Below are 18,447 nucleotides of genomic sequence, written 5' to 3' on the forward strand. Positions count from 1 at the left end.
AAGGTTGCTTTTCGTTGTTACTGTTCGCGGGGATCGAGCGCGTCGCGCAAGCCGTCGCCGAGAAGGTTGAAGCCTAGAACGATCAAGAAGATCGCCGAGCCTGGGAAGATCGACATCCAGGGCGCCTGATCCATGAAGTTCTTGGCGGTGTTCAGCATGGAGCCCCAGGAGGGGTTCGGCGGCTGTTGGCCCAATCCGAGGAAGGAGAGGCTCGCCTCCGCGATGATGGCCGTGGCGATGGTCAGCGTGCCCTGGACGAGGATCGGCGGCAGCACGTTGGGAAGAACGTAGCGCACCATGATCCAGAAGTCCGGAAGCCCGATGGCTCGTGCCCCCTCCACATAATCCTCGGCCTTCACCGTCAGCACCTGTCCGCGGGTCAGGCGGATGAAGATCGGCATGGCTGACAAACCGATGGCGATCATCGCATTGGTGAGGCTGGGGCCCAGGAAAGCCGCGAGTGCTATGGCGAAGATCAGGAAGGGGATCGCCAGCATGGCATCCGTGGCGCGGGAGATGGCGGCATCGATCCAGCCGCCGAAATAGCCGGCGATGAGACCGAAAGGAACGCCGAGGACAATGGCGATGAAGACGGAGATCACGCCAGCCATGATGGAGGCGCGCGCGCCCCAGAGCATGCGGGAGAGCATGTCGCGTCCGAGTTCGTCGGTGCCGAACCAGAACAGTTCTGACGGCGGCTTGCGGATGCTCGTGAAGCTCGGCTTAACCGGATCGTAGGGCGCAAGATAGGGGCCCACGATGGCAGCCAGGATGAAGAACAACACGATGGCGCCTCCGACGACGGCACTCTTGTTCTTCAGGAATTTGGCGAGCACACGGCTGCGCTTCTTCGGCAGAGCGACCTCGTCGGCGACAACGGCTGTAGCGGTCATGCTGAGTGCCTCAGGCGGGGATTAACGAGAACGTAAAGGACATCGGCCAGAAGGTTCATGAAGATGAACCCGACGGCCGTGCAAAGAACCACGCCCTGCACGACGGCATAGTCGCGGTTGAACACCGCATCCACGATGAGCTTGCCGAAGCCTGGAATAGTGAAGATCTGCTCGGTCAAAACCGCACCTGCGAGCAGTTCGCCGAACAACAGGGTCGAAAGGGTCACGATGGGTACGAGCGCGTTGCGCAGGGCATGCTTCAGGATGACCTTGCGCGACAGGAGCCCCTTGGCGCGTGCGGTTCGAATATAGTCAGAGCGCATGACCCCGAGCATGGCGCTGCGGGTGTGCCGCATGAGGCTTGCCGCAAGTCCCGTGCCGAGCACGAAGGCTGGCATGAGCATGGTCTTGATGTTGAGCCAGAGATCCTCGGTCGGCGGCACGTATCCGGATGCCGGCAGGAGCTTCCAGCGCACTGAGATCAGCATGATGAGCATGATGCCAAGCCAGAAGTTCGGGATCGATAAGCCGGACAGTGCGATGACGTTGGCGGTATAGTCGACAGCCGTTCCCTTCCTCACCGCCGAGATGATGCCGGCGGGGATGCCGATGGCCAGCGCCACGATCATGGCCATGATGGCGAGCTCGAGGGTGACCGGGAGCTTGCTCATGATCAGATCAAGAACCGGAATGTCGGTACGTAGTGAGATGCCCAGATTACCTGTCAGGGCCGAGCCGATCCAGGCGAAGTATTGAACCGGGATCGGATCATCCAGGCGGTACTTCTGGCGCAGATATTCCAGCACCTGCGGATCACGCTCCTCGCCCGCCATGGTGAGGACCGGATCGCCGGGCAGGAGCTTCTGCAGGGCGAAGACCAGCAGCGACACGATGATCAGCGTCGGGATGGCAATCAGTATTCGTCGTCCGATGTAGCGCAGCATCAGCCCAGGAAACCTGCATCAGAGGAAGGAAGGGCGTGCCCGGTTCGTGACCGGGCACGCGGTTCTCATACGATCAGGAGGCGAACTTCACGCCCTTCAGGCGGATCATGCCATCCGGATAGGGCTTGAAATTTTGCACCTTCTTCGTGTGAACGAAGGGCCAGGGCTGATAGTAGGTGTAGATGATCGGAAGGTCCTGCTTCAGGATCTCCTGAGCCTGATCGTAAAGCTGCTTGCGCTTGGCCTCGTCGTTAATGATTCGGGCATCATTCAAGAGCTTGTCGACCTGCTCATTGCAGTACTTGCCATCGTTCAGGGCACCCTTGCAGGTGACGAACGGGTGGATATTGCCGTCGGGATCGACGCGGCCGGACCAGCCGATCACGTTGACGTCGAAGTTGCCCGCCTGGGCTTCCTTCTGCATGGCCGCGAACTCGGTCGGGCGCAGCGTGATATCAAAGCCTGTTTCAGCCGCCATGGCCTGGATGATCTCAGCGATTTGCTGAGCCGTGGTCCCGGTGCCGAAGGTGAGTTCGAACTTCACCCGATCAACGCCAGCCTCCTTGAGAAGCTGCTTCGCCTTGGCGACATCACGCTGATTGGCCTTGAACTTCGGGTTATTGTACGGGCTCGCCACCGGGAAAGGCTGGCCGGCGGGCGGATAGATGCCCGCGCCGACCACCTCATTGATCACGTTGCGATCAATGGAGAGTTCGAGTGCTTGCCGGACACGCTTATCCTGGCCAAGCTTAGACTTTGCGCGTTCGCCGTTGTTGGTGTTGATGGTCAGGCCCTGGTAACCGATGCCAGTGACGGGAGCGAAAACCAGGCTCGAGTCGCTTTTAACGGCCGGGACGTCGCTTGGGGCGAGGCGTTCGAGAAGATCGAGGTTGCCTGAGCGCAGGTTCGCGAGGCGAACGGTGGTGTCCGGAATAGGCTGGAAAATGACGCGTTCGAAGTTGAAGTTCTTGGCGTCCCAGTGATCGGCGAACTTCTCCAGCACGATGCGATCGTTCTGCACGCGCTCGACGAACTTGTACGGACCCGAGCAGACAGGCTTCTGGCCGAAATCGGCGGAGGCCAACGCCTTCGGCGACATGATCATGCCAGCACGGTCCGAGAGTTGCGACAGCAGGGTCGCGTCGGCGCGGGAGAGATTGACCTTCACGGTCAGATCGTCGACGGCCTCAACATTGTCCACGGAGGTCAGCTCGCTCTTGCGAAGACTGTCCGGAAGCGTGCGGGCACGATCGATATTGGCCTTCACGGCGGCGGCGTTCATGGGCTCGCCGTCGTGGAACTTGACACCCGGGCGCAGCTTGAAGGTCAGCGACTTGCCGTCATCGCTCCAGCTCCACTCGGTGGCGAGCTCGGGGGTGAACTTCAGGTCCGGTGTGATGTCGACAAGCTTGTTGCACAGCGATGTGAACACGATACGACCGACGAAGGTGCGCGCGCGATGGGGATCGAGCACGTCCGGATCTTCGTTCAGGCCGATGCGCAGGGTCTGCGCGGAGGCGGCGGTGCTCACCAGGAGCCCGGCAGCCATGGCTAGGAGCAGTCTTTTCTTCATTTACATCGTCCTCCAATAGTCCTCTGGATCATTCCTCTGTCAGGGGCTCGTCGTGACGGGCTTATCCTGCCGTTCACGCCAAGTTTGGTAGAGCGCCAAGCGCTTGGAGAGCGCTGCGCTCAGGGGCGGCGCACTTATGGAACCAGCGCCCGCTCCCTGGATTTCGCGCCAGAAATGGCAGGCTACGCGCCGCCCGTCTGGTGCAGCCTCAAGGGCAGGATGCTGCTCTTTGCAGACAGGGCGCGCATGAGGGCAGCGAGTATGGAAGCGACATCCCGAAGGCGGGGCGGCCGGGCTCGGCACGTCGCCTTGCAGGAGCGCCTTCGGCTGCCGGCTCGAAGGGCTTGGAATAGGGATCGCTGCCAGTAGCGCCTGGGTGTAGGGGTGCAGGGGATTGTCGAAGAGCGCATCTGTCTCCGACAATTCCATGATCTCGCCGAGATACATGACGGCCACCCGGTCGCTCATGTGCCGGATCACGGCAAGATCATGCGCTACGATGACGAGCGTAAGCCCAAAGCGATCCTTCAGATCCTCGAGCAGGTTGATAATTTGTGCCTGGATCGACACGTCGAGGGCCGAGACCGGCTCATCGCCCACGATCAGCTTTGGGTCTCCCGCGAGCGCCCGGGCGATGCCGATGCGCTGGCGCTGACCGCCGGAAAACTCGTGTGGGTAGCGGTCCGCGTGTGTGGGTAGGAGGCCGACCGTGCGCATGAGATCTGCAACGCGGTCGCGCTTCTCGCTCCCTCTGGCCAAGTTGTGCAGCCAGATCGGTTCCGCGATGATATCACCTACATTCATGCGCGGGTTCAGCGAGGCATAAGGATCCTGGAAGATGATCTGGAGCTCACGACGTAACCTGCGCAACTCGCTCTTGCTGAGCTTCAGGATCGAGCGGCCTTCATAGCGCACGTCACCGGCGGTCGGCTCGATCAGTCGGAGGAGGAGGCGGCCCAGGGTGGACTTGCCGCAACCGGATTCGCCGACGATCGCGAAGGTCTCGCCGCGCCGGATGTCGAGGGATACTCCATCGACTGCGCGGACGACAGTCGGAGAGGAGAGCAAGCCCCCGCTGCCGAAGTGCTTCTTGAGGTCCACGCCTTCAAGGATGACGTCGCCGGTGGTTGCCATCGCGCTCATGCGGCCGCTCCACGCTTCTGTTCGAGGGGGGCATACCAGCACCGGGCAAGATGGCCGGGTCGGATCTCACCAAGGGGTGGCAGCTCATTGGCGCAACGGGCGTCCGAGAATGGACAGCGCGGCGTGAAGCGGCAGCCCTTCGGCATCAGTTCCGCCGGAGGCACGGTGCCTCGGATGGTGGCGAGGCGCCCCTGACGACGACCGAGTGACGGAACGGAACCCATGAGGCCGATGGTATAGGGATGCTGCGGGTCCTCGAAAATGGCCTCGACCGGTCCGCTTTCCACAACGTGACCTGCATACATCACGGCCACCTCATCGGCGACTTCAGCCACGACACCGAGATCGTGCGTGATGAGGATCATTGCCGTGCCGGTCTCCTCCTGCAGGCGCTGGATGAGGGCGAGGATCTGAGCCTGAATGGTTACGTCGAGCGCGGTGGTCGGTTCGTCGGCGATCAGGAGTTCCGGATTGTTTGCGAGCGCCATCGCGATCATCACGCGCTGGCGCATGCCGCCGGACATCTCGTGCGGATAGGCGCGCAAACGCTTTTCCGGTGCAGGGATGCGCACCTTCTTGAGCATGTCGAGTGCCCGATCCATGGCCTCGCCCTTGGACACTTTGCGGTGCCGGACGATGCCCTCTGCGATCTGGTCGCCGATAGTGAAGGCTGGATTCAAGGAGGTCATCGGCTCCTGAAAGATCATGGCCATCCGGTCGCCACGCAGATCCGCCCGTTCCCGTTCGGACAGCGTCAGCAGATCCTGTCCATCGAATGTGGCAGAGCCCGCGACAATCCTTGCCGGAGGGGTCGGCAGAAGACCCATGAGGGCGAGCGATGTCACACTCTTGCCGCAACCGGATTCGCCGACAATGCAAAGGGTCTTACCCTTGCGAACGGAGAAGCTGACATCATCCACGACGTTCACGCCCTTTGGGGCGCCGTCGAAGCGGATGGACAGTCCTTGAACATTGAGAAGCGGCGGTTCAAAGGCCACAGCGGCATTGCCGATCTGATGCGCCTCTGCACTCGACTGTCGGACGGCCTCATGTCCCATGGCGTCTCTCTTTTTTGGTGTTTGCTGTCACGGGTGCTTCCGAAATCTGTCCGTCCATACGGTCGGGCAGGGGGGTAGTCATAACTTTGAGAAGGCCCTCGCGCACGAGCTCGAGATGCTCACGCATGGCATGCTCGGCCGCATGCGCCTCGCGTTGCGCAATAGCCGCGATGACGCGGCGGTGCTGCTCGACATAGATCTGCTGACGCTCACCGGAGCGTGCACGCTCCCTCAGGAGCCGCCATGTCGTGTCCTGACGGATACGGTCGACCATATCGAAGATCGCAAGAAGCAAGGAGTTGCCCGCTGCCTCCGCAATCGTCCGGTGCAGGGCACTGTCCCAGAGTTCGCGACCGTCCGCATCCGACGAGGAGGCCGTCTTCTCGGCTAGGCGCAGAAGGCGCTCGATGTCGCCGTTCGTCGCCCGCATGGCTGCCAATCGGGCAAGGGCCGGTTCGATCTCCAACCGCACATCCATCACTTCAAGCGGGTGGGTACGTTTCGACAGTTCCTCGAGGTTGGTTGGCGTATGGTCCGGGCGCGACCCTACAAAGGTTCCCTTGCCTTGATGCCGCCAGATCCGCCCTTCCGCTTCCAGCACCTCAAGCGCTCGCCGCAGGGCGCGGCGTCCGATCCCGATCTGCGCCGCCAGGACCCGCTCAGGCGGGAGCCGCTGCTCCCCGTCGGAGGCAGTATCGTCCAGTAGAGCCCGCAACCGCCCGAGAGCGAAGTTGGAGCTGTCTGCTGAAGGATTCGGGTTGGACATAGAGATCCAGCTCCCTGTGAACCAATCTTGCTGCTGGACCAGCAGCCGCGAAGCCTTGTTGCGGCTGTGGGCGTCTCAACGAAACAAGGCTATCTCGATCCTGAACCAATTTGCAAGTGGTTCAGTGATGGTTCGTTAGTCGATATTGCCGCTTCGATGATCGGCGGATCGTTCGAACCTAATGCTACGCTGAGAGAGAGCCTTGGTCACGTGCCTAAGGTTTGCGCACTGAAGCGGCTTCACCCGCTTGGATCAGCCCACGAAGACCGTCCCGGAATGTTGGATATCGGAGCGTCACGCCAAGCTCTGACTTGATCCGCCTATTGCGGACGCGCTTGTTATCCTCATAGAAAGCACGTGCCATGGGCGTCTGATCGGCTTCCGCGAAGGGGATCTCGGGTGGGGGCTCCTGGCCGAGAAGCTCTGCCGCATAATTGATTACATCCTGAGGTGGGCCGGGCTCATCGTCTGCAACGTTGTAGATGGTATTCCGGCTCGGCTGCTCGATGGACGCCATCAGGACCTGGGCGATATCCTCCGTGTGGATCCGGTTGAAGACCTGGCCGGGCTTGACGATGCGCTTGGCGGTGCCGTCAGTAACCTTCACCAGGGCGTTCCGACCGGGGCCATAGATGCCTGAGAGCCGAAAGATCTGCACCGCAAAAGGCGCGCTCGCGCCGAGTTCGAGCCATTCCTGCTCGGCCGCAATCCGCTGGCGTGCCCGGGTTGATGCCGGATTGGGTGCTGTCGTCTCATCGACCCAGTCGCCGCCTGCATCGCCGTAGACGCCCACCGTTGAAAGATAACCGACCCATCGCAGGCGAGGGGCCGCGGCGATCGCTTCGGAAAACTGCTCCAGCACCGGATCTCGCCCTTCTGCCGGCGGTACGGAAATGAGGAGAGCGTCCGTCCGTTCGAGCTTCTGAAGAATGGCGGGATCGAAGTCTTTCCCAGCAAAGCGGAAGGCTTGAATTCCCTTTGCTTCGATGGTCTTTTCTTTCTCCGCTGAGCGAACAGTTCCGCAGACGCCGGTGAATCGATGACCGTAAAGGTGGATGAACTGAAGGGCGGTGTAACCCAGGCCGAAAACGAACAGGTTCATGAGATCGCGGAGTGTTGAAGAAACTGCCGGTAACTTAGCGGCATGGAGGCGGCGCAGCAATCAAGGCGCGTATAGATCTCTCATCCTTCAGAGATGGATTTGATTGGGTTGATCGTGCCCTGGACTCCCGCCATAAATCCACACTGAAGTGAGCTTAGTGCCGTGAGGCCTGTAGTTTGCCTCTCAAATAGCGGGCCCTGGAGGTGATGCATGGTCCTGACCAACCAAGACATGGTCGATCTGGTAGCTTTCCGGCGCAAGCTGCACAGCATGCCGGAACTCTCCCGGGAGGAGGCGCAGACCGCTCGCGAGGTTCAGGCTTTTCTCAAGGCAACCCACCCCGATTGGACTCTCACGGATCTTGGCGGCCATGGCATTGCGGCGGTCTACGAAGGCCGGGAGCCAGGGCCGACCGTCATGGTGCGAGCGGAACTTGATGGGCTGCCGATTCAGGAAATCTCCGATGCGCCTCATCGGTCCGCCACCCCCGGCAAGGGGCATCTGTGCGGGCATGACGGCCACATGGCCATTCTCGCGGCACTGGCGCGGGAACTCGGTCGGCAGCGGCCGCAGCGCGGTCGTGCCATCCTGATGTTCCAGCCGGCGGAGGAGGATGGCTCAGGGGCCGCCGCCGTCGTAGCCGACCCGCGCTTCCGCCAGATTGCGCCAGACTACGCTTTCGCCCTGCACAACGTACCCGGCTTGCCCTTCGGTCGGGTGGCTCTCACCGAGGGGCCGGTCAACTGCGCTTCACGCGGAATGCGGATCGTGCTCACGGGCAAGACCGCTCATGCTTCCATGCCCGAGACCGGTCTTTCGCCCGTGAGCGTCGTGGCTGATTTGATGCCCAAGCTCACGGCGCTCGGCAAGGGAGGATTGCTTGAGGAAGACTTCTCGATGGTGACGGTGACGCATGCCAAGATCGGCGAGCCGGCCTTCGGTGTGGCCCCTGCTCATGGAGAGATTTGGGCGACCCTGCGCACACTCACCGACGCGGGGATGGAGGAACTCTGCGCGAGCGCCGAGCAGTTGGTGCTGAGCGTTGCACGAGAGCAAGGGCTGGGCGTGGAGGTGTCCTATGACGACATCTTCCACCATTGCGAGAATGCGCCGGAAGCGGTCGCGCATCTGCGCCAGGCGCTTGACGCTGAGAATGTTCCCTATGACCGGGGTGACCTGCCGATGCGGGCGTCGGAGGATTTCGGCCGCTTCGGCCAGAAGGCGCCTGCGGCCATGTTCTTTCTCGGTGCCGGCGAGAAGCATCCCAGCCTGCACAATCCGGATTACGATTTTCCCGATGACCTGATCCCCATTGGCGCCCGCGTGTTCATGCGGACCCTGCGCAACCTGCTTGGATAGGCGCTCTCGCTCTCAGAGCGGCAGGTTGCGCAGAGCCGAGACGGCTTTCATCACGCCGCGAAGCTCGGCGAGACCACGCAAGCGGCCGATCGCTGGGTAACCGGGATGCGTCGGCTTGCCCACATCGTCCAGAAGTTCATGTCCGTGGTCTGGGCGCATGGGAATGCGCCAATCCGCGTCTCCGGCAGTCTTGCGGCGCTTCTGCTCCTCGAGCAGCACCGTGACCAGAGCCACCATGTCGGTATCGCCGCCGAGATGATCCGCCTCCATGAAGGAGCCATCCGGCTCCTTGGCCACGTTGCGCAAGTGGGCAAACCAGATACGATCCGCGAAGTGCTTGGCAATCGCTGGAACGTCATTGACGGGATTGGCCCCGAGGGAGCCGCTGCAGAGGGTGAGCCCGTTCGCAGGGGAGTCGACGGCCTCAAGGATGAACGCGATGTCGTCCGCGTTGGAGACGATGCGCGGCAGGCCCATAAGGGAACGCGGTGGGTCGTCTGGGTGGATGCACATCCGCACACCAACTTCTTGCGCCGTCGGGATCACCTCGCGCAGGAAGCGGGCGAGATTCTCGCGCAGCGCAGTGGCGTCGATGTCTCGATAGCGGTCGAGCATGACGCGCAAGCCGGGGATGTCATAACGGTCATAAGCGCCGGGCAAGCCGGCCATGATGTTCGACAGAAGCTGACGCCGGTCCGCTTCCGATGAGTGGTCGTACCAATCCTTCGCCCGTCTCAGGACGTCAGGCAGATGATTCGCCTCTGCGCCGGGGCGTTCGAGCATGAAGCAGTCGAAAGCGGCAAATTCATGCGCGTTGAACCGCAGGGCCGTGCCGCCGCCCGGAAGAGGATAGGCGAGCTCGGTGCGGGTCCAGTCCACCACCGGCATGAAGTTGTAGCAGACAGTGGTGATGCCGCATTGTGCCAGATTGCGCAGCGATTGCCGGTAATTATCGAACAGGGGCGTCAGGTCGCCTTCGCCGATTTTGATGCTCTCGTGGACCGGTAGGCTCTCGACCACGCTCCAGCGCAGGCCAAGCGACGGATCGGCAGCGATCAGCGCCTTACGCTTCTCGATCTCCTCGATGCTCCATACGACGCCGTATGGAATGTGGTGCAACGCCGTGACGATCCCGGTCGCGCCGGTCTGGCAGACGTGGGACAGCTTGATGACGTCTTCAGGGCCAAACCAGCGCCAAGCCTGTTCCATGAATGTGCCTCTTCAAATTCGAGTCGATTAGGTGTTCGTCGATCTCACGCGCTGAGCGCCTCTGCCACAGCGTCGTTTTCCTGTTCGAACAAGTCAGGGTATTGCGCAGCAAGTTCCGGCAGGGAGCGAAGGATCTCGCTGAGGTGCTGATGCATGGCTTTTTCCGCCGCGACGGGATCGCAAGACTTGATGGCGTCGACGATCAAAGCGTGCTGGGCCACGATGGTATGGCGCGGGGTTGCCTGCTTCACGTCCAGATATCTCACCCTGTCCATCTGTGGCTTCACGTCTTCGATCATTCGCCAGGCTGCCGGCCTGCCGGCAGCTTCTGCCAGCAGGCGATGAAACTCTTCGTCAAGAGCCATGAAATCGTCCGACGAGGTGGCGCGCTGGGCGCGGCGCTGCCGGGTCAGGCTTGCATTCAATTCTGCGAGCATGACCGGCGTTGCTTTCAGCGCGGCCTCACGCACAACAGCACATTCGACGGCCTGCCGAATGAAGCGAGCGTCCTCAACGGCAGCTCGTGAGATCTTGACAACCTGGGTGCCACGCTGGGGCAGAACCCGAACCAGCCCCGCTTCGCTCAGCTTGATCAGAGCTTCCCGCACAGGTGAGCGGCTGACACCGAATCGTTGTGCAAGATCCTGCTCCGACAGCATTTCGCCAGGAGAAATCCTCATGCTGACAATAGCTTGACGCAGGGCACGGGTGACCTGCCGAGCCATGGGCTCACGGCTGGCATCGAGCTTTGCGAGGGTGCTTCTCTCATCCATGATTGGCACACTACCATACTAGTAGACCATTGCAAATGGCCCGGGATGGCTTTAAGGTCTGCTCAATGAGGTGTCCGGAAACGGTAGGTAATCGCCGGACCGACGCCGAGGGAGAACGCGATGCTGATCCATCAGGACCGGCTTTTTCCGGCAGAGCCCGCTGCCCGCGATGTGGCGCGCAGGCTTTACGCAAGGATCAAGGACCTGCCCATCATCTCGCCGCACGGCCACACGGATCCGCGCTGGTATGCAGAGAATGAGCCGTTTCCGGATCCGGCGACGCTGTTCGTGATTCCGGACCATTACATCTTCCGCATGCTCTACAGCCAGGGCATGCGGCTGGAAGATCTTGGGATACCGGTGAAGGATGGCGGTGCGGTTGAGCGCGATCCGCGTGCGATCTGGCGTCGGTTCGCCGCTCACTATCATCTCTTCCGCGGCACGCCGACACGCGCATGGCTCGATCACACCTTCGCTACGCTGTTCGGCTTCACGGAGCGCCTCTCGTCTTCGAATGCAGATGCCTATTATGACAGAATCGACGAGGCCCTACGTACACCCGAGTTTCGGCCCAGGGCGCTCTTCGAAAGATTTCGAATTGAAGCCATTGCCACGACGGAAAGCCCTCTCGATCCGCTGAAACATCATGAGGCCATCCGGCAATCGGGCTGGAAGGGCAGGGTGGTCACGGCCTATCGTCCCGACCCTGTCGTTGATCCCGAGTTCGAGGGCTTCCGGCAGAACCTTGCCCGCTTCGGCGAGCTCACGGGTTGCGACACCTCCACATGGAGCGGCTACCTTGAGGCGCATCGCAGGCGGCGTGCCTTCTTCCGGGAGTATGGCGCGACATCGACCGATCACGGTCACCCGACGGCCCGGACGGCCAATCTCTCGCAAGGGGAGGCGGAAGCCCTGTTCCGCCGCGTTTCGTCAGGAAGCGCGAGCGCTGAGGATGCTGAGCTTTTCCGTGCGCAGATGCTGACCGAGATGGCGGCCATGAGCGTGGAAGACGGCATGGTCTTGCAGATCCATCCCGGCTCCTTCCGCAACCACAACGAGGCACTGTTCCGCCGCTTCGGCCGTGATATGGGCGCCGACATTCCCTCGCAGACCGACTACGTTCGAGCACTCAAGCCGCTTCTCGACCGCTTCGGCAACGAGCCGAACCTGACGATTATCGTCTTCACCCTGGACGAGACGAGCTATTCCCGCGAGCTGGCGCCGCTGGCCGGGCACTATCCGGCTCTGAAGCTGGGCCCGGCTTGGTGGTTCTTCGATGCACCTGAGGGGATGCGCCGCTTCCGCGAGCTCACGACAGAGACTGCAGGCTTCTACAACACCGTCGGCTTCAATGACGACACCCGGGCCTATCTCTCCATCCCGGCCCGGCACGATGTGGCCCGTCGGGTCGATTGCGCCTACCTCGCCAATCTCGTGGTGACGCACCGCCTCGACGAGGATGAAGCGCACGAGGTGGCTTACGATCTCGCCTATCGCCTCGCAAAGGAGGCCTACAAGCTGTGATACGGGACATGGAGAAAAGAGCCATGTCGCACAGAACGGGAGGAAGAACATGACGAACCTGATCACCAGGCGGACCTTCGTCGGCAGTGTCGCCGGCGCCGCAGGCGTTGCCGCTCTCGGGGGCGCGAGCTTTGCCCAAGCCAATCTGCCGACGAGCCCTGTGACTCTCAACATCATCGACGTGGCTGGCAACCTCGCGCTGACGCAGAAGGCCATCGAGAACTACCGCAAGGCCAAGCCGAACCTCGTCTCGCGCATCACTTTCACCAAGGCGACCGCTCCTGAGCTCGCCGGCAAGATCAAGGCGCAGCAAGATGCTGGACGGGTCGATATCGACCTCGTGCTCACCGGCACCGATGCGCTCTCCGCCGGCATCGAGCAGAAGCTCTGGGTCGATCTGATCCCCGGTCATGCGAATGCGCTGCCGAAGCTCGACGACATTTACCTGCCTGCTGCCGCCAAGATGCAGGGGCTGGCCAAGGGGCAGGGCGTCGTCGTGACCTACTACCCGTCAGGTCCGCTGCTCGAATACATGCCGGACAAAGTCAAGGCCGTTCCGACCACGGCGGAGGAGCTGCTCGCCTATACCAAAGCCAATCCGGGACGCTTCATCTATGCACGCCCTGCCAATTCCGGCCCGGGCCGCACCTTCATCATGGGGCTGCCCTACATCCTGGGCGACAGCAATCCGCAGGATCCCGCCAAGGGCTGGGACAAGACCTGGTCTTATCTGAAGGAGCTGGGACAGAACATCGAGTATTATCCGTCCGGCACCGGTGCGGTGATGAAGGAGCTGGGGGAAGGTTCCCGCGACATGACCGTGTCGACCACCGGCTGGGATATCAACCCGCGCGTCCTCGGCGTCGTGCCGAAGGAAGCCAAAGTGGCAGCGCTCAAGGGTTTCCACTGGGTGGCGGATGCTCACTACATGTGCGTGCCCAAGGGTCTGCCCAACGAAAAAGTCGCGGTGCTGATCGACCTCATGAACTTCCTGCTCACCAAGGAGCAGCAGGCCTATACCTACGATGAAGGCTACTTCTATCCGGGTCCGGCCGTGAAGGGGGTGACCCTCGACATGGCGCCCCCGGAGAGCCAAGCCGCCATCAAGGAATTCGGCCGTCCGGAATACGAGAAGTGGATCGCCGAAAACCCGATCGAATTGCCGCTTCAGCCCGAGCAGATGGTCGTCGCCTTCCGCATGTGGGATGAGCAGGTCGCCGGCGGCAAGCGCAAGTAAATCGAAACCAAGGACCCGCGATGACCATAGCCCTCTCTCAATTCGACGAAGTCCGGCTCGACCGCGTCAGCCGCGATTTCGGGGCGCTCAATGCCTTGCGCGACGTCTCCCTCACCATCCGAAGGGGCGAGTTCATCGCCCTGCTCGGACCCTCGGGTTGCGGAAAGTCGACGACATTGAACTGCATCGCGGGTCTTCTCCCTGTGACCGGCGGAGCGATCTGGCTCGACAAGAACCGGGTCGACACGCTGCGCCCCGAGGAGCGCGGCTTCGGCATGGTGTTCCAGAACTACGCGCTCTTCCCCCATCTCAATGTCCGCCAGAACATCGGCTTCGGCTTGAAGATGCGCGGGCGCTCGAAGTCTGAGATCGACCGCAAGGTCGATGAGGCGCTGAACCTCGTCCGCCTCCAGGGGCAGGAGAATAAGCTGCCGGGCCAGCTTTCGGGCGGCCAGCAGCAGCGCGTGGCGATTGCTCGTGCCATCGTCATCGAGCCGCCGCTCGTTCTGATGGACGAGCCGCTCTCCAATCTCGACGCCAAGCTGCGCCTCGAGATGCGGGCGGAGATCCGGCGTATTCACAACGAGCTTGGGGCCACCACCATCTACGTGACGCACGACCAGGACGAGGCCCTGTCTCTCGCCGACCGGATCGTCGTGCTGCGCGACGGCGTGGTCCGGCAGGTCGGTGCGCCAAAGGAACTCTATGAGGCGCCGGCCCATTTCGACGTGGCGGACTTCATGGGCTTCCGCAACAAGCTGAAAGGGCGTGTCATTGCCATCGAGGGCGATCGTACCGTCCTCGACGTGGAGGGGGCTCGGATCAGCGGCGTCGCCCGCGAGCGGGTTTCGGTCGGCTCGACGGCCTATGCGGCTATCCGATCCGATGATCTTGAGGTCGGCGAGGCTGGGCCGAACGCCATCGCGGCTACCGTCGACACCATCGAGTACCGCGGCCGCGAATTCGTCGGCACCGCTCATTCAGCCGGAGGCTTGGATTTCGTGTTCCGCTCCCACGTGCCGGTGGAGTTGGGATCCCAGGTTCATCTGCGCACGGAGGATGAACGGATTCTCGTGTTTGCGGAGCCGGTTCAGGGGAGACAATGATGGACGCCGTTGCTCACGCGCCTCCCGTTGAACACGGACCCAGCCTGCGCCAGCGCCTTGCCGCTCGCGGTTTCGATGCGGTGACCCTCCTGGTCGTTCCTGCCGCCATCTTCAGCCTGTTGCTGTTCGTCTATCCTTTTGCCTTCGGTTTCGTTCTTTCTTTCGAGCCGAAAGCCGGGGGAGACTGGCTTGCCAATTATCGACGCTTCTTCTCGGACGCATTTCTCTACGACACGATCGCCAATACGCTCTGGCTTGCGATCCCGGTCACGCTCGTCAACCTGCTGCTGGCAATCCCGATCGCCTTCCGCGTCCGTCTCATGCGCAATCAGCGCTTGCTGACGACCCTCCTCGTGCTCCCGATCACACTCGGCACGGTGCTGGTCGCGGAGGGCCTGTTGAACTATCTCGGTCCACAGGGCTGGTTCAATCGCACGCTGATGACATTCGGCTTGATCTCACAGCCGCTGAAGCTCGTTCACAACTACTGGGGCGTCTTCGCGTCTCTCGTGATCACCGGCTTTCCGTTCACATTCCTCCTGACCCTGTCCTATGTGACCGGCATCGATCCCGCGCTGGAGCAGGCGGCCGCGACCCTTGGAGCCAGCGCGTGGCAGCGATTCCGCCATGTTTATCTGCCGCTGCTGATGCCTGGCCTCGCCATCACTTTCTGCCTCTCCTTCGTGCAGGCCTTCTCGGTGTTCCCCTCCGCAGTGCTGCTCGGCGAGCCGGCGGGATCAACCCGCGTCATCTCGATTGCCGCCGCCCAGGCAGCCTTTGAGGAGTATGATTATTCCATGGGTTCCGCGATCGCGATGATCATGGGCTTCGTCCAGCTCGGCATCGTCGTTGCGGTGCTTGCCTCGCGCGGGCTTTTCTACCGCGGTCCTGCCTCCGGGGCGAAAGGATAAGCCGATGATCCGCGATACTACTGTCGGAGCCAAGCTCTGGGCCGCAGCCGTTTGGGCCACGGTCGGCTTCTTCGTCCTGAACCTCCTTGCCATGATCGCAACCGTGGTGACGAGCTCGTTTGCTACCCGCTGGCTCGGCACATGGCTGCCCGCCGGCTGGACGACCCGCTGGTACACCTCCGCCTGGAGCGAGTTTCAGCTCTGGGACGTCCTGATCGTCACCTTTCAGGTGATCGGCGCCGTGGTCTTCATCTCGGGGGCGCTGGGCGTCACCGCCGCCTATGCGCTGGCTCGGCGCGACTTTCCGGGCAAGCGGCTTCTTGTGCTGCTCTTCCTCCTGCCGCTCCTGATTCCGCCGATGACCTTCGGCATTCCGCTCGCGACCGTTCTCTATCAGACCGGCCTTGCGGGGACGTTCTGGGGTGTCGTGGCAGCCAATCTCGTGCCAACCGTGCCCTTCGTGATCCTCGTCATGATCCCGTTCATCGAGCAGATCGACCCAAAGGTGGAGGCGGCTGCCCGCGTATTCGGAGCCAACACCTTCAAGCTCTTCATCTATGTGCTTCTGCCGCTGCTTCTGCCGGGCATCCTTGCGGCGCTGCTGCTGGTTCTGGTGCGCACCATTGCCATGTTCGAGCTGACCTTCCTTGTGGCCGGGCCAACCAGCCAGACCCTGGTGGTTGCGCTCTATTACGCTGTCTTCGCGGCCGGCGTGCGCGCGGTGCAGTCCATCGACGCGATGGCTGTCATCTATATGGTCACGACCTTGGTCTGGCTCATTATCGCCCTGCGCTTCGTCAATCCGACGCAGATCGTCACCCGCGCAAAGCAGCAGCCGGCGCATTGAGGATACGATGTCAGATCGCCTGAACAACGATAACCTCGCAGATCTGCCGGGGAGAGTTCAACGTCCTGTCTATGACCGACGGTTTATCAGGACAGGCATCGTTCATCTCGGCGTGGGTGCGTTCCACCGGGCGCATCAGGCAGTCTACACGGACGATGTCCTGGCGCAGGATCCACACTGGGGCATCGTGGCCGCAAGTCTGCGCAGCCCCGACACTTATGATGCGCTTCAGCCACAGGATGGGCTCTACACCCTCGCTGTCCGGTCGCAGGCAGGTGAGGCGCTCCGGATCATCGGCTCGATCCGCCGTGTCATCGTCGCTCCCCGTGAGTCGGAAGATCTGCTCGAAGTGATGGCGGATCCTCAGACCAGGATCGTGACCTTGACCGTCACCGAGAAGGGCTATTGCCACGATCCCGCGACGGGCGCCCTGAACGAGGCGCATCCTGATATCGTGCATGATCTGGCCTATCTCAGGACGCCGAAATCCGCTCCCGGCTTCATCATCGAGGCCCTGCGACGCCGGCACCTGAAAGGCGTGCCGCCCTTCACCGTGCTGACCTGCGACAACCTTCCCTCCAATGGCCGAACCGTGAAGCGCGTTCTCACGCGCTTTGCCGAACTGGTCGATCCGGAACTCGGCCGGTTTGTGGCGGACGAGCTCTCCTGTCCCTCAACCATGGTCGATCGCATCGTGCCTGCCACGACCGATCAGGATCGCGAGCGGATCGGTGAGGCGCTCGGCGTAGCGGATGCATGGCCTGTCGTCACAGAGCCCTTCACACAGTGGGTGATCGAGGATCGCTTCCCGCAAGGCCGCCCGGCCTGGGAGAAGGCTGGCGCCGAGTTCGTGAGCGACGTCGAGCCTTACGAGCACATGAAGCTCAGGCTGCTCAATGGGAGTCACTCGACGCTTGCCTATCTCGGCTATCTCGCCGGGTACGAAACCGTGGCCGATACCATGGCCGATGAGGCCTTTGTCCGGCTGATCCGCGGCCTCATGGACGAGGAGATCACGCCGACGCTCCACATGCCCGCCGGTGCCGATCTCGAATCATACAAGAGCGCTCTCATCGAGCGGTTCAAGAACCCCGCCCTGAAGCACCGCACATGGCAGATTGCCATGGATGGATCGCAGAAGCTCCCTCAGCGCCTCCTCGGCACGATCCGCGACCGTCTGCGCAACGGCGCGCCGATCGGCAGGCTCGCGCTCGGGGTTGCGGCCTGGATGCGCTATGTCACCGGTCTCGATGAGAAAGGTGCGCCCATCGACGTGCGCGATCCCATGGCGGCGCGGTTGAGGGAGGTGGCGGATCAGGCAGGACAATCGGCCGAAAATCTGGCCCGCGGCCTGTTCGCAATCCGTGAGATCTTTGGGGATGATCTGCCAGGGGATTCCCGGTTAACCGGCGCGGCGACAGCTCATTTGGCGCGTCTTTATGAGGCGGGCGCCAGACGCACTGTGGCCGAGTTCAAGGTGGGCTGAACTCTGCGATGTCTAAGTGGCAGCCTCCCTCTCACGCTTCTTCTGGCACGAGCTGCACCGGCAGCCCATCGGCTTGATGAAAGTCTCGAAATAGTTCTTGCCGTAATTGTAGGTGATCTCGTCGCCGGGCTTGATGCGCTTGATCGCCTTGATGCAAATCTTGCCGCGCGAGATTGTCGCCTGGGCATTCGGACGGCAGGAGTGATTGATATAGCGCGCGGTGTTCCAGCGCGGTGAGCCGTCGATGGTCCATCGACTGTTGATCTCGAACAGATAGCGCGTATTCCTGCGTCTCTCGACCTCTTCGCTCGAAATCCGAGGCCCGATATACTCAATAATAAAGCTACCCTTCTCGATGGCATCCGTCGCGAAGAGTCCGAGGCCTGTTTCCGACCGCCCGATGCGAAAGGGGCCCTCCGGCCGTTTGGTACTCATATTCAGCAAAAGCTCCGCGACATCCGAGAGAGGTTGTCAGTTCCATGACTGGGAATCATCGATTGATCAAATGGAACACCA

The 18,447-nt window shown here is 61.9% G+C and carries 17 protein-coding genes; 7 read left to right on the forward strand and 10 right to left on the reverse strand.

What is annotated here, in order from left to right:
• Window positions 1-17: 17 nt before the first annotated feature.
• The 7 genes from FHR70_RS13785 to FHR70_RS13815 form a co-directional block, all read right to left on the reverse strand.
• The gene (locus FHR70_RS13785) at window positions 18-893 is read right to left on the reverse strand and encodes an ABC transporter permease (RefSeq protein WP_183451048.1); all 876 of its coding nucleotides are present in this window, start codon (window positions 891-893) and stop codon (window positions 18-20) included.
• Complete coding sequence (locus FHR70_RS13790; RefSeq protein ID WP_183451050.1) at window positions 890-1,837, reverse strand: ABC transporter permease; 948 nt, start codon at window positions 1,835-1,837, stop codon at window positions 890-892. Before FHR70_RS13790 ends, FHR70_RS13785 begins: the two co-directional genes overlap by 4 nt.
• Window positions 1,838-1,910: 73 nt before the next feature.
• Window positions 1,911-3,410 carry an ABC transporter substrate-binding protein gene (locus tag FHR70_RS13795; protein WP_183451053.1) on the reverse strand — a complete coding sequence of 500 codons (1,500 nt, stop codon included), beginning with the start codon at window positions 3,408-3,410 and terminating at the stop codon, window positions 1,911-1,913.
• A gap of 39 nt (window positions 3,411-3,449) precedes the next feature.
• The gene (locus FHR70_RS13800; protein WP_425487869.1) at window positions 3,450-4,544 is read right to left on the reverse strand and encodes an ABC transporter ATP-binding protein; all 1,095 of its coding nucleotides are present in this window, start codon (window positions 4,542-4,544) and stop codon (window positions 3,450-3,452) included.
• Between the two features lie 5 nt (window positions 4,545-4,549).
• Entirely contained in the window at window positions 4,550-5,611 is a 1,062-nt protein-coding gene (locus FHR70_RS13805) for an ABC transporter ATP-binding protein (RefSeq protein WP_183451057.1), read from the reverse strand.
• Entirely contained in the window at window positions 5,601-6,377 is a 777-nt protein-coding gene (locus tag FHR70_RS13810; RefSeq protein ID WP_183451059.1) for a FadR/GntR family transcriptional regulator, read from the reverse strand. The genes FHR70_RS13805 and FHR70_RS13810 overlap by 11 nt, the downstream gene beginning before the upstream one ends.
• A gap of 214 nt (window positions 6,378-6,591) precedes the next feature.
• Window positions 6,592-7,479, reverse strand: a complete 888-nt coding sequence (locus FHR70_RS13815; protein WP_183451061.1) for an SDR family oxidoreductase — start codon at window positions 7,477-7,479, stop codon at window positions 6,592-6,594.
• Window positions 7,480-7,689: 210 nt separating this feature from the next.
• Between FHR70_RS13815 and FHR70_RS13820 the strand changes: the two genes are divergently transcribed.
• On the forward strand, window positions 7,690-8,838 hold the full coding sequence (locus FHR70_RS13820) for an amidohydrolase (RefSeq protein ID WP_183451063.1): 1,149 nt from the start codon (window positions 7,690-7,692) through the stop codon (window positions 8,836-8,838).
• 12 nt (window positions 8,839-8,850) lie between these two features.
• Here FHR70_RS13820 and uxuA read toward each other — a convergent pair whose 3' ends face one another.
• Both uxuA and FHR70_RS13830 read right to left on the reverse strand, forming a co-directional pair.
• Window positions 8,851-10,047, reverse strand: a complete 1,197-nt coding sequence (gene uxuA, locus FHR70_RS13825; protein WP_183451065.1) for a mannonate dehydratase — start codon at window positions 10,045-10,047, stop codon at window positions 8,851-8,853.
• A gap of 44 nt (window positions 10,048-10,091) precedes the next feature.
• A complete protein-coding gene (locus tag FHR70_RS13830) occupies window positions 10,092-10,772 on the reverse strand; it encodes a GntR family transcriptional regulator (RefSeq protein ID WP_246408153.1) in 681 nt (226 codons plus the stop codon).
• Window positions 10,773-10,940: 168 nt separating this feature from the next.
• Between FHR70_RS13830 and uxaC the strand changes: the two genes are divergently transcribed.
• Genes uxaC through FHR70_RS13860 form a run of 6 tightly spaced genes read left to right on the forward strand, consistent with a single transcriptional unit; the run spans window position 10,941 to window position 17,931 of the window.
• Window positions 10,941-12,344 carry a glucuronate isomerase gene (uxaC, locus tag FHR70_RS13835; RefSeq protein WP_183451070.1) on the forward strand — a complete coding sequence of 468 codons (1,404 nt, stop codon included), beginning with the start codon at window positions 10,941-10,943 and terminating at the stop codon, window positions 12,342-12,344.
• Window positions 12,345-12,393: 49 nt separating this feature from the next.
• On the forward strand, window positions 12,394-13,581 hold the full coding sequence (locus FHR70_RS13840) for an ABC transporter substrate-binding protein (RefSeq protein ID WP_183451072.1): 1,188 nt from the start codon (window positions 12,394-12,396) through the stop codon (window positions 13,579-13,581).
• A 20-nt stretch (window positions 13,582-13,601) separates the two neighbouring features.
• Window positions 13,602-14,687: an ABC transporter ATP-binding protein gene (locus FHR70_RS13845; protein WP_183451074.1), complete on the forward strand. Its 1,086-nt coding sequence runs from the start codon at window positions 13,602-13,604 to the stop codon at window positions 14,685-14,687.
• Entirely contained in the window at window positions 14,687-15,598 is a 912-nt protein-coding gene (locus tag FHR70_RS13850; RefSeq protein ID WP_183451661.1) for an ABC transporter permease, read from the forward strand. Before FHR70_RS13845 ends, FHR70_RS13850 begins: the two co-directional genes overlap by 1 nt.
• Window positions 15,599-15,602: 4 nt before the next feature.
• The gene (locus FHR70_RS13855) at window positions 15,603-16,445 is read left to right on the forward strand and encodes an ABC transporter permease (RefSeq protein WP_183451076.1); all 843 of its coding nucleotides are present in this window, start codon (window positions 15,603-15,605) and stop codon (window positions 16,443-16,445) included.
• 7 nt (window positions 16,446-16,452) lie between these two features.
• Window positions 16,453-17,931 (forward strand): mannitol dehydrogenase family protein, encoded by a 1,479-nt coding sequence (locus tag FHR70_RS13860; protein WP_183451078.1) that lies wholly within the window; start codon window positions 16,453-16,455, stop codon window positions 17,929-17,931.
• 12 nt (window positions 17,932-17,943) lie between these two features.
• On the opposite strand, the gene FHR70_RS13865 is transcribed toward FHR70_RS13860, so the two are convergent.
• Complete coding sequence (locus tag FHR70_RS13865; RefSeq protein WP_183451080.1) at window positions 17,944-18,366, reverse strand: SET domain-containing protein; 423 nt, start codon at window positions 18,364-18,366, stop codon at window positions 17,944-17,946.
• Window positions 18,367-18,447: the final 81 nt, after the last annotated feature.

The organism is Microvirga lupini, from assembly GCF_014191055.1.
Taxonomy (GTDB): Bacteria; Pseudomonadota; Alphaproteobacteria; order Rhizobiales; family Beijerinckiaceae; genus Microvirga; species Microvirga lupini_A.

Excerpts from the sequence above, each read along its gene's own strand:
- FHR70_RS13800 (WP_425487869.1), bottom strand. The coding sequence starts at position 4,544 with ATGGCAACCACCGGCGACGTCATCCTTGAAGGCGTGGACCTCAAGAAG.
- FHR70_RS13855 (WP_183451076.1), top strand. The coding sequence starts at position 15,603 with ATGATCCGCGATACTACTGTCGGAGCCAAGCTCTGGGCCGCAGCCGTT.
- uxaC (WP_183451070.1), top strand. The coding sequence starts at position 10,941 with ATGCTGATCCATCAGGACCGGCTTTTTCCGGCAGAGCCCGCTGCCCGC.
- FHR70_RS13860 (WP_183451078.1), top strand. The coding sequence starts at position 16,453 with ATGTCAGATCGCCTGAACAACGATAACCTCGCAGATCTGCCGGGGAGA.
- FHR70_RS13830 (WP_246408153.1), bottom strand. The coding sequence starts at position 10,772 with ATGGCTCGGCAGGTCACCCGTGCCCTGCGTCAAGCTATTGTCAGCATG.
- FHR70_RS13815 (WP_183451061.1), bottom strand. The coding sequence starts at position 7,479 with ATGAACCTGTTCGTTTTCGGCCTGGGTTACACCGCCCTTCAGTTCATC.
- FHR70_RS13840 (WP_183451072.1), top strand. The coding sequence starts at position 12,394 with ATGACGAACCTGATCACCAGGCGGACCTTCGTCGGCAGTGTCGCCGGC.
- FHR70_RS13810 (WP_183451059.1), bottom strand. The coding sequence starts at position 6,377 with ATGTCCAACCCGAATCCTTCAGCAGACAGCTCCAACTTCGCTCTCGGG.
- FHR70_RS13785 (WP_183451048.1), bottom strand. The coding sequence starts at position 893 with ATGACCGCTACAGCCGTTGTCGCCGACGAGGTCGCTCTGCCGAAGAAG.
- FHR70_RS13790 (WP_183451050.1), bottom strand. The coding sequence starts at position 1,837 with ATGCTGCGCTACATCGGACGACGAATACTGATTGCCATCCCGACGCTG.
- FHR70_RS13850 (WP_183451661.1), top strand. The coding sequence starts at position 14,687 with ATGGACGCCGTTGCTCACGCGCCTCCCGTTGAACACGGACCCAGCCTG.
- FHR70_RS13805 (WP_183451057.1), bottom strand. The coding sequence starts at position 5,611 with ATGGGACATGAGGCCGTCCGACAGTCGAGTGCAGAGGCGCATCAGATC.
- FHR70_RS13795 (WP_183451053.1), bottom strand. The coding sequence starts at position 3,410 with ATGAAGAAAAGACTGCTCCTAGCCATGGCTGCCGGGCTCCTGGTGAGC.
- FHR70_RS13865 (WP_183451080.1), bottom strand. The coding sequence starts at position 18,366 with ATGAGTACCAAACGGCCGGAGGGCCCCTTTCGCATCGGGCGGTCGGAA.
- FHR70_RS13820 (WP_183451063.1), top strand. The coding sequence starts at position 7,690 with ATGGTCCTGACCAACCAAGACATGGTCGATCTGGTAGCTTTCCGGCGC.
- uxuA (WP_183451065.1), bottom strand. The coding sequence starts at position 10,047 with ATGGAACAGGCTTGGCGCTGGTTTGGCCCTGAAGACGTCATCAAGCTG.
- FHR70_RS13845 (WP_183451074.1), top strand. The coding sequence starts at position 13,602 with ATGACCATAGCCCTCTCTCAATTCGACGAAGTCCGGCTCGACCGCGTC.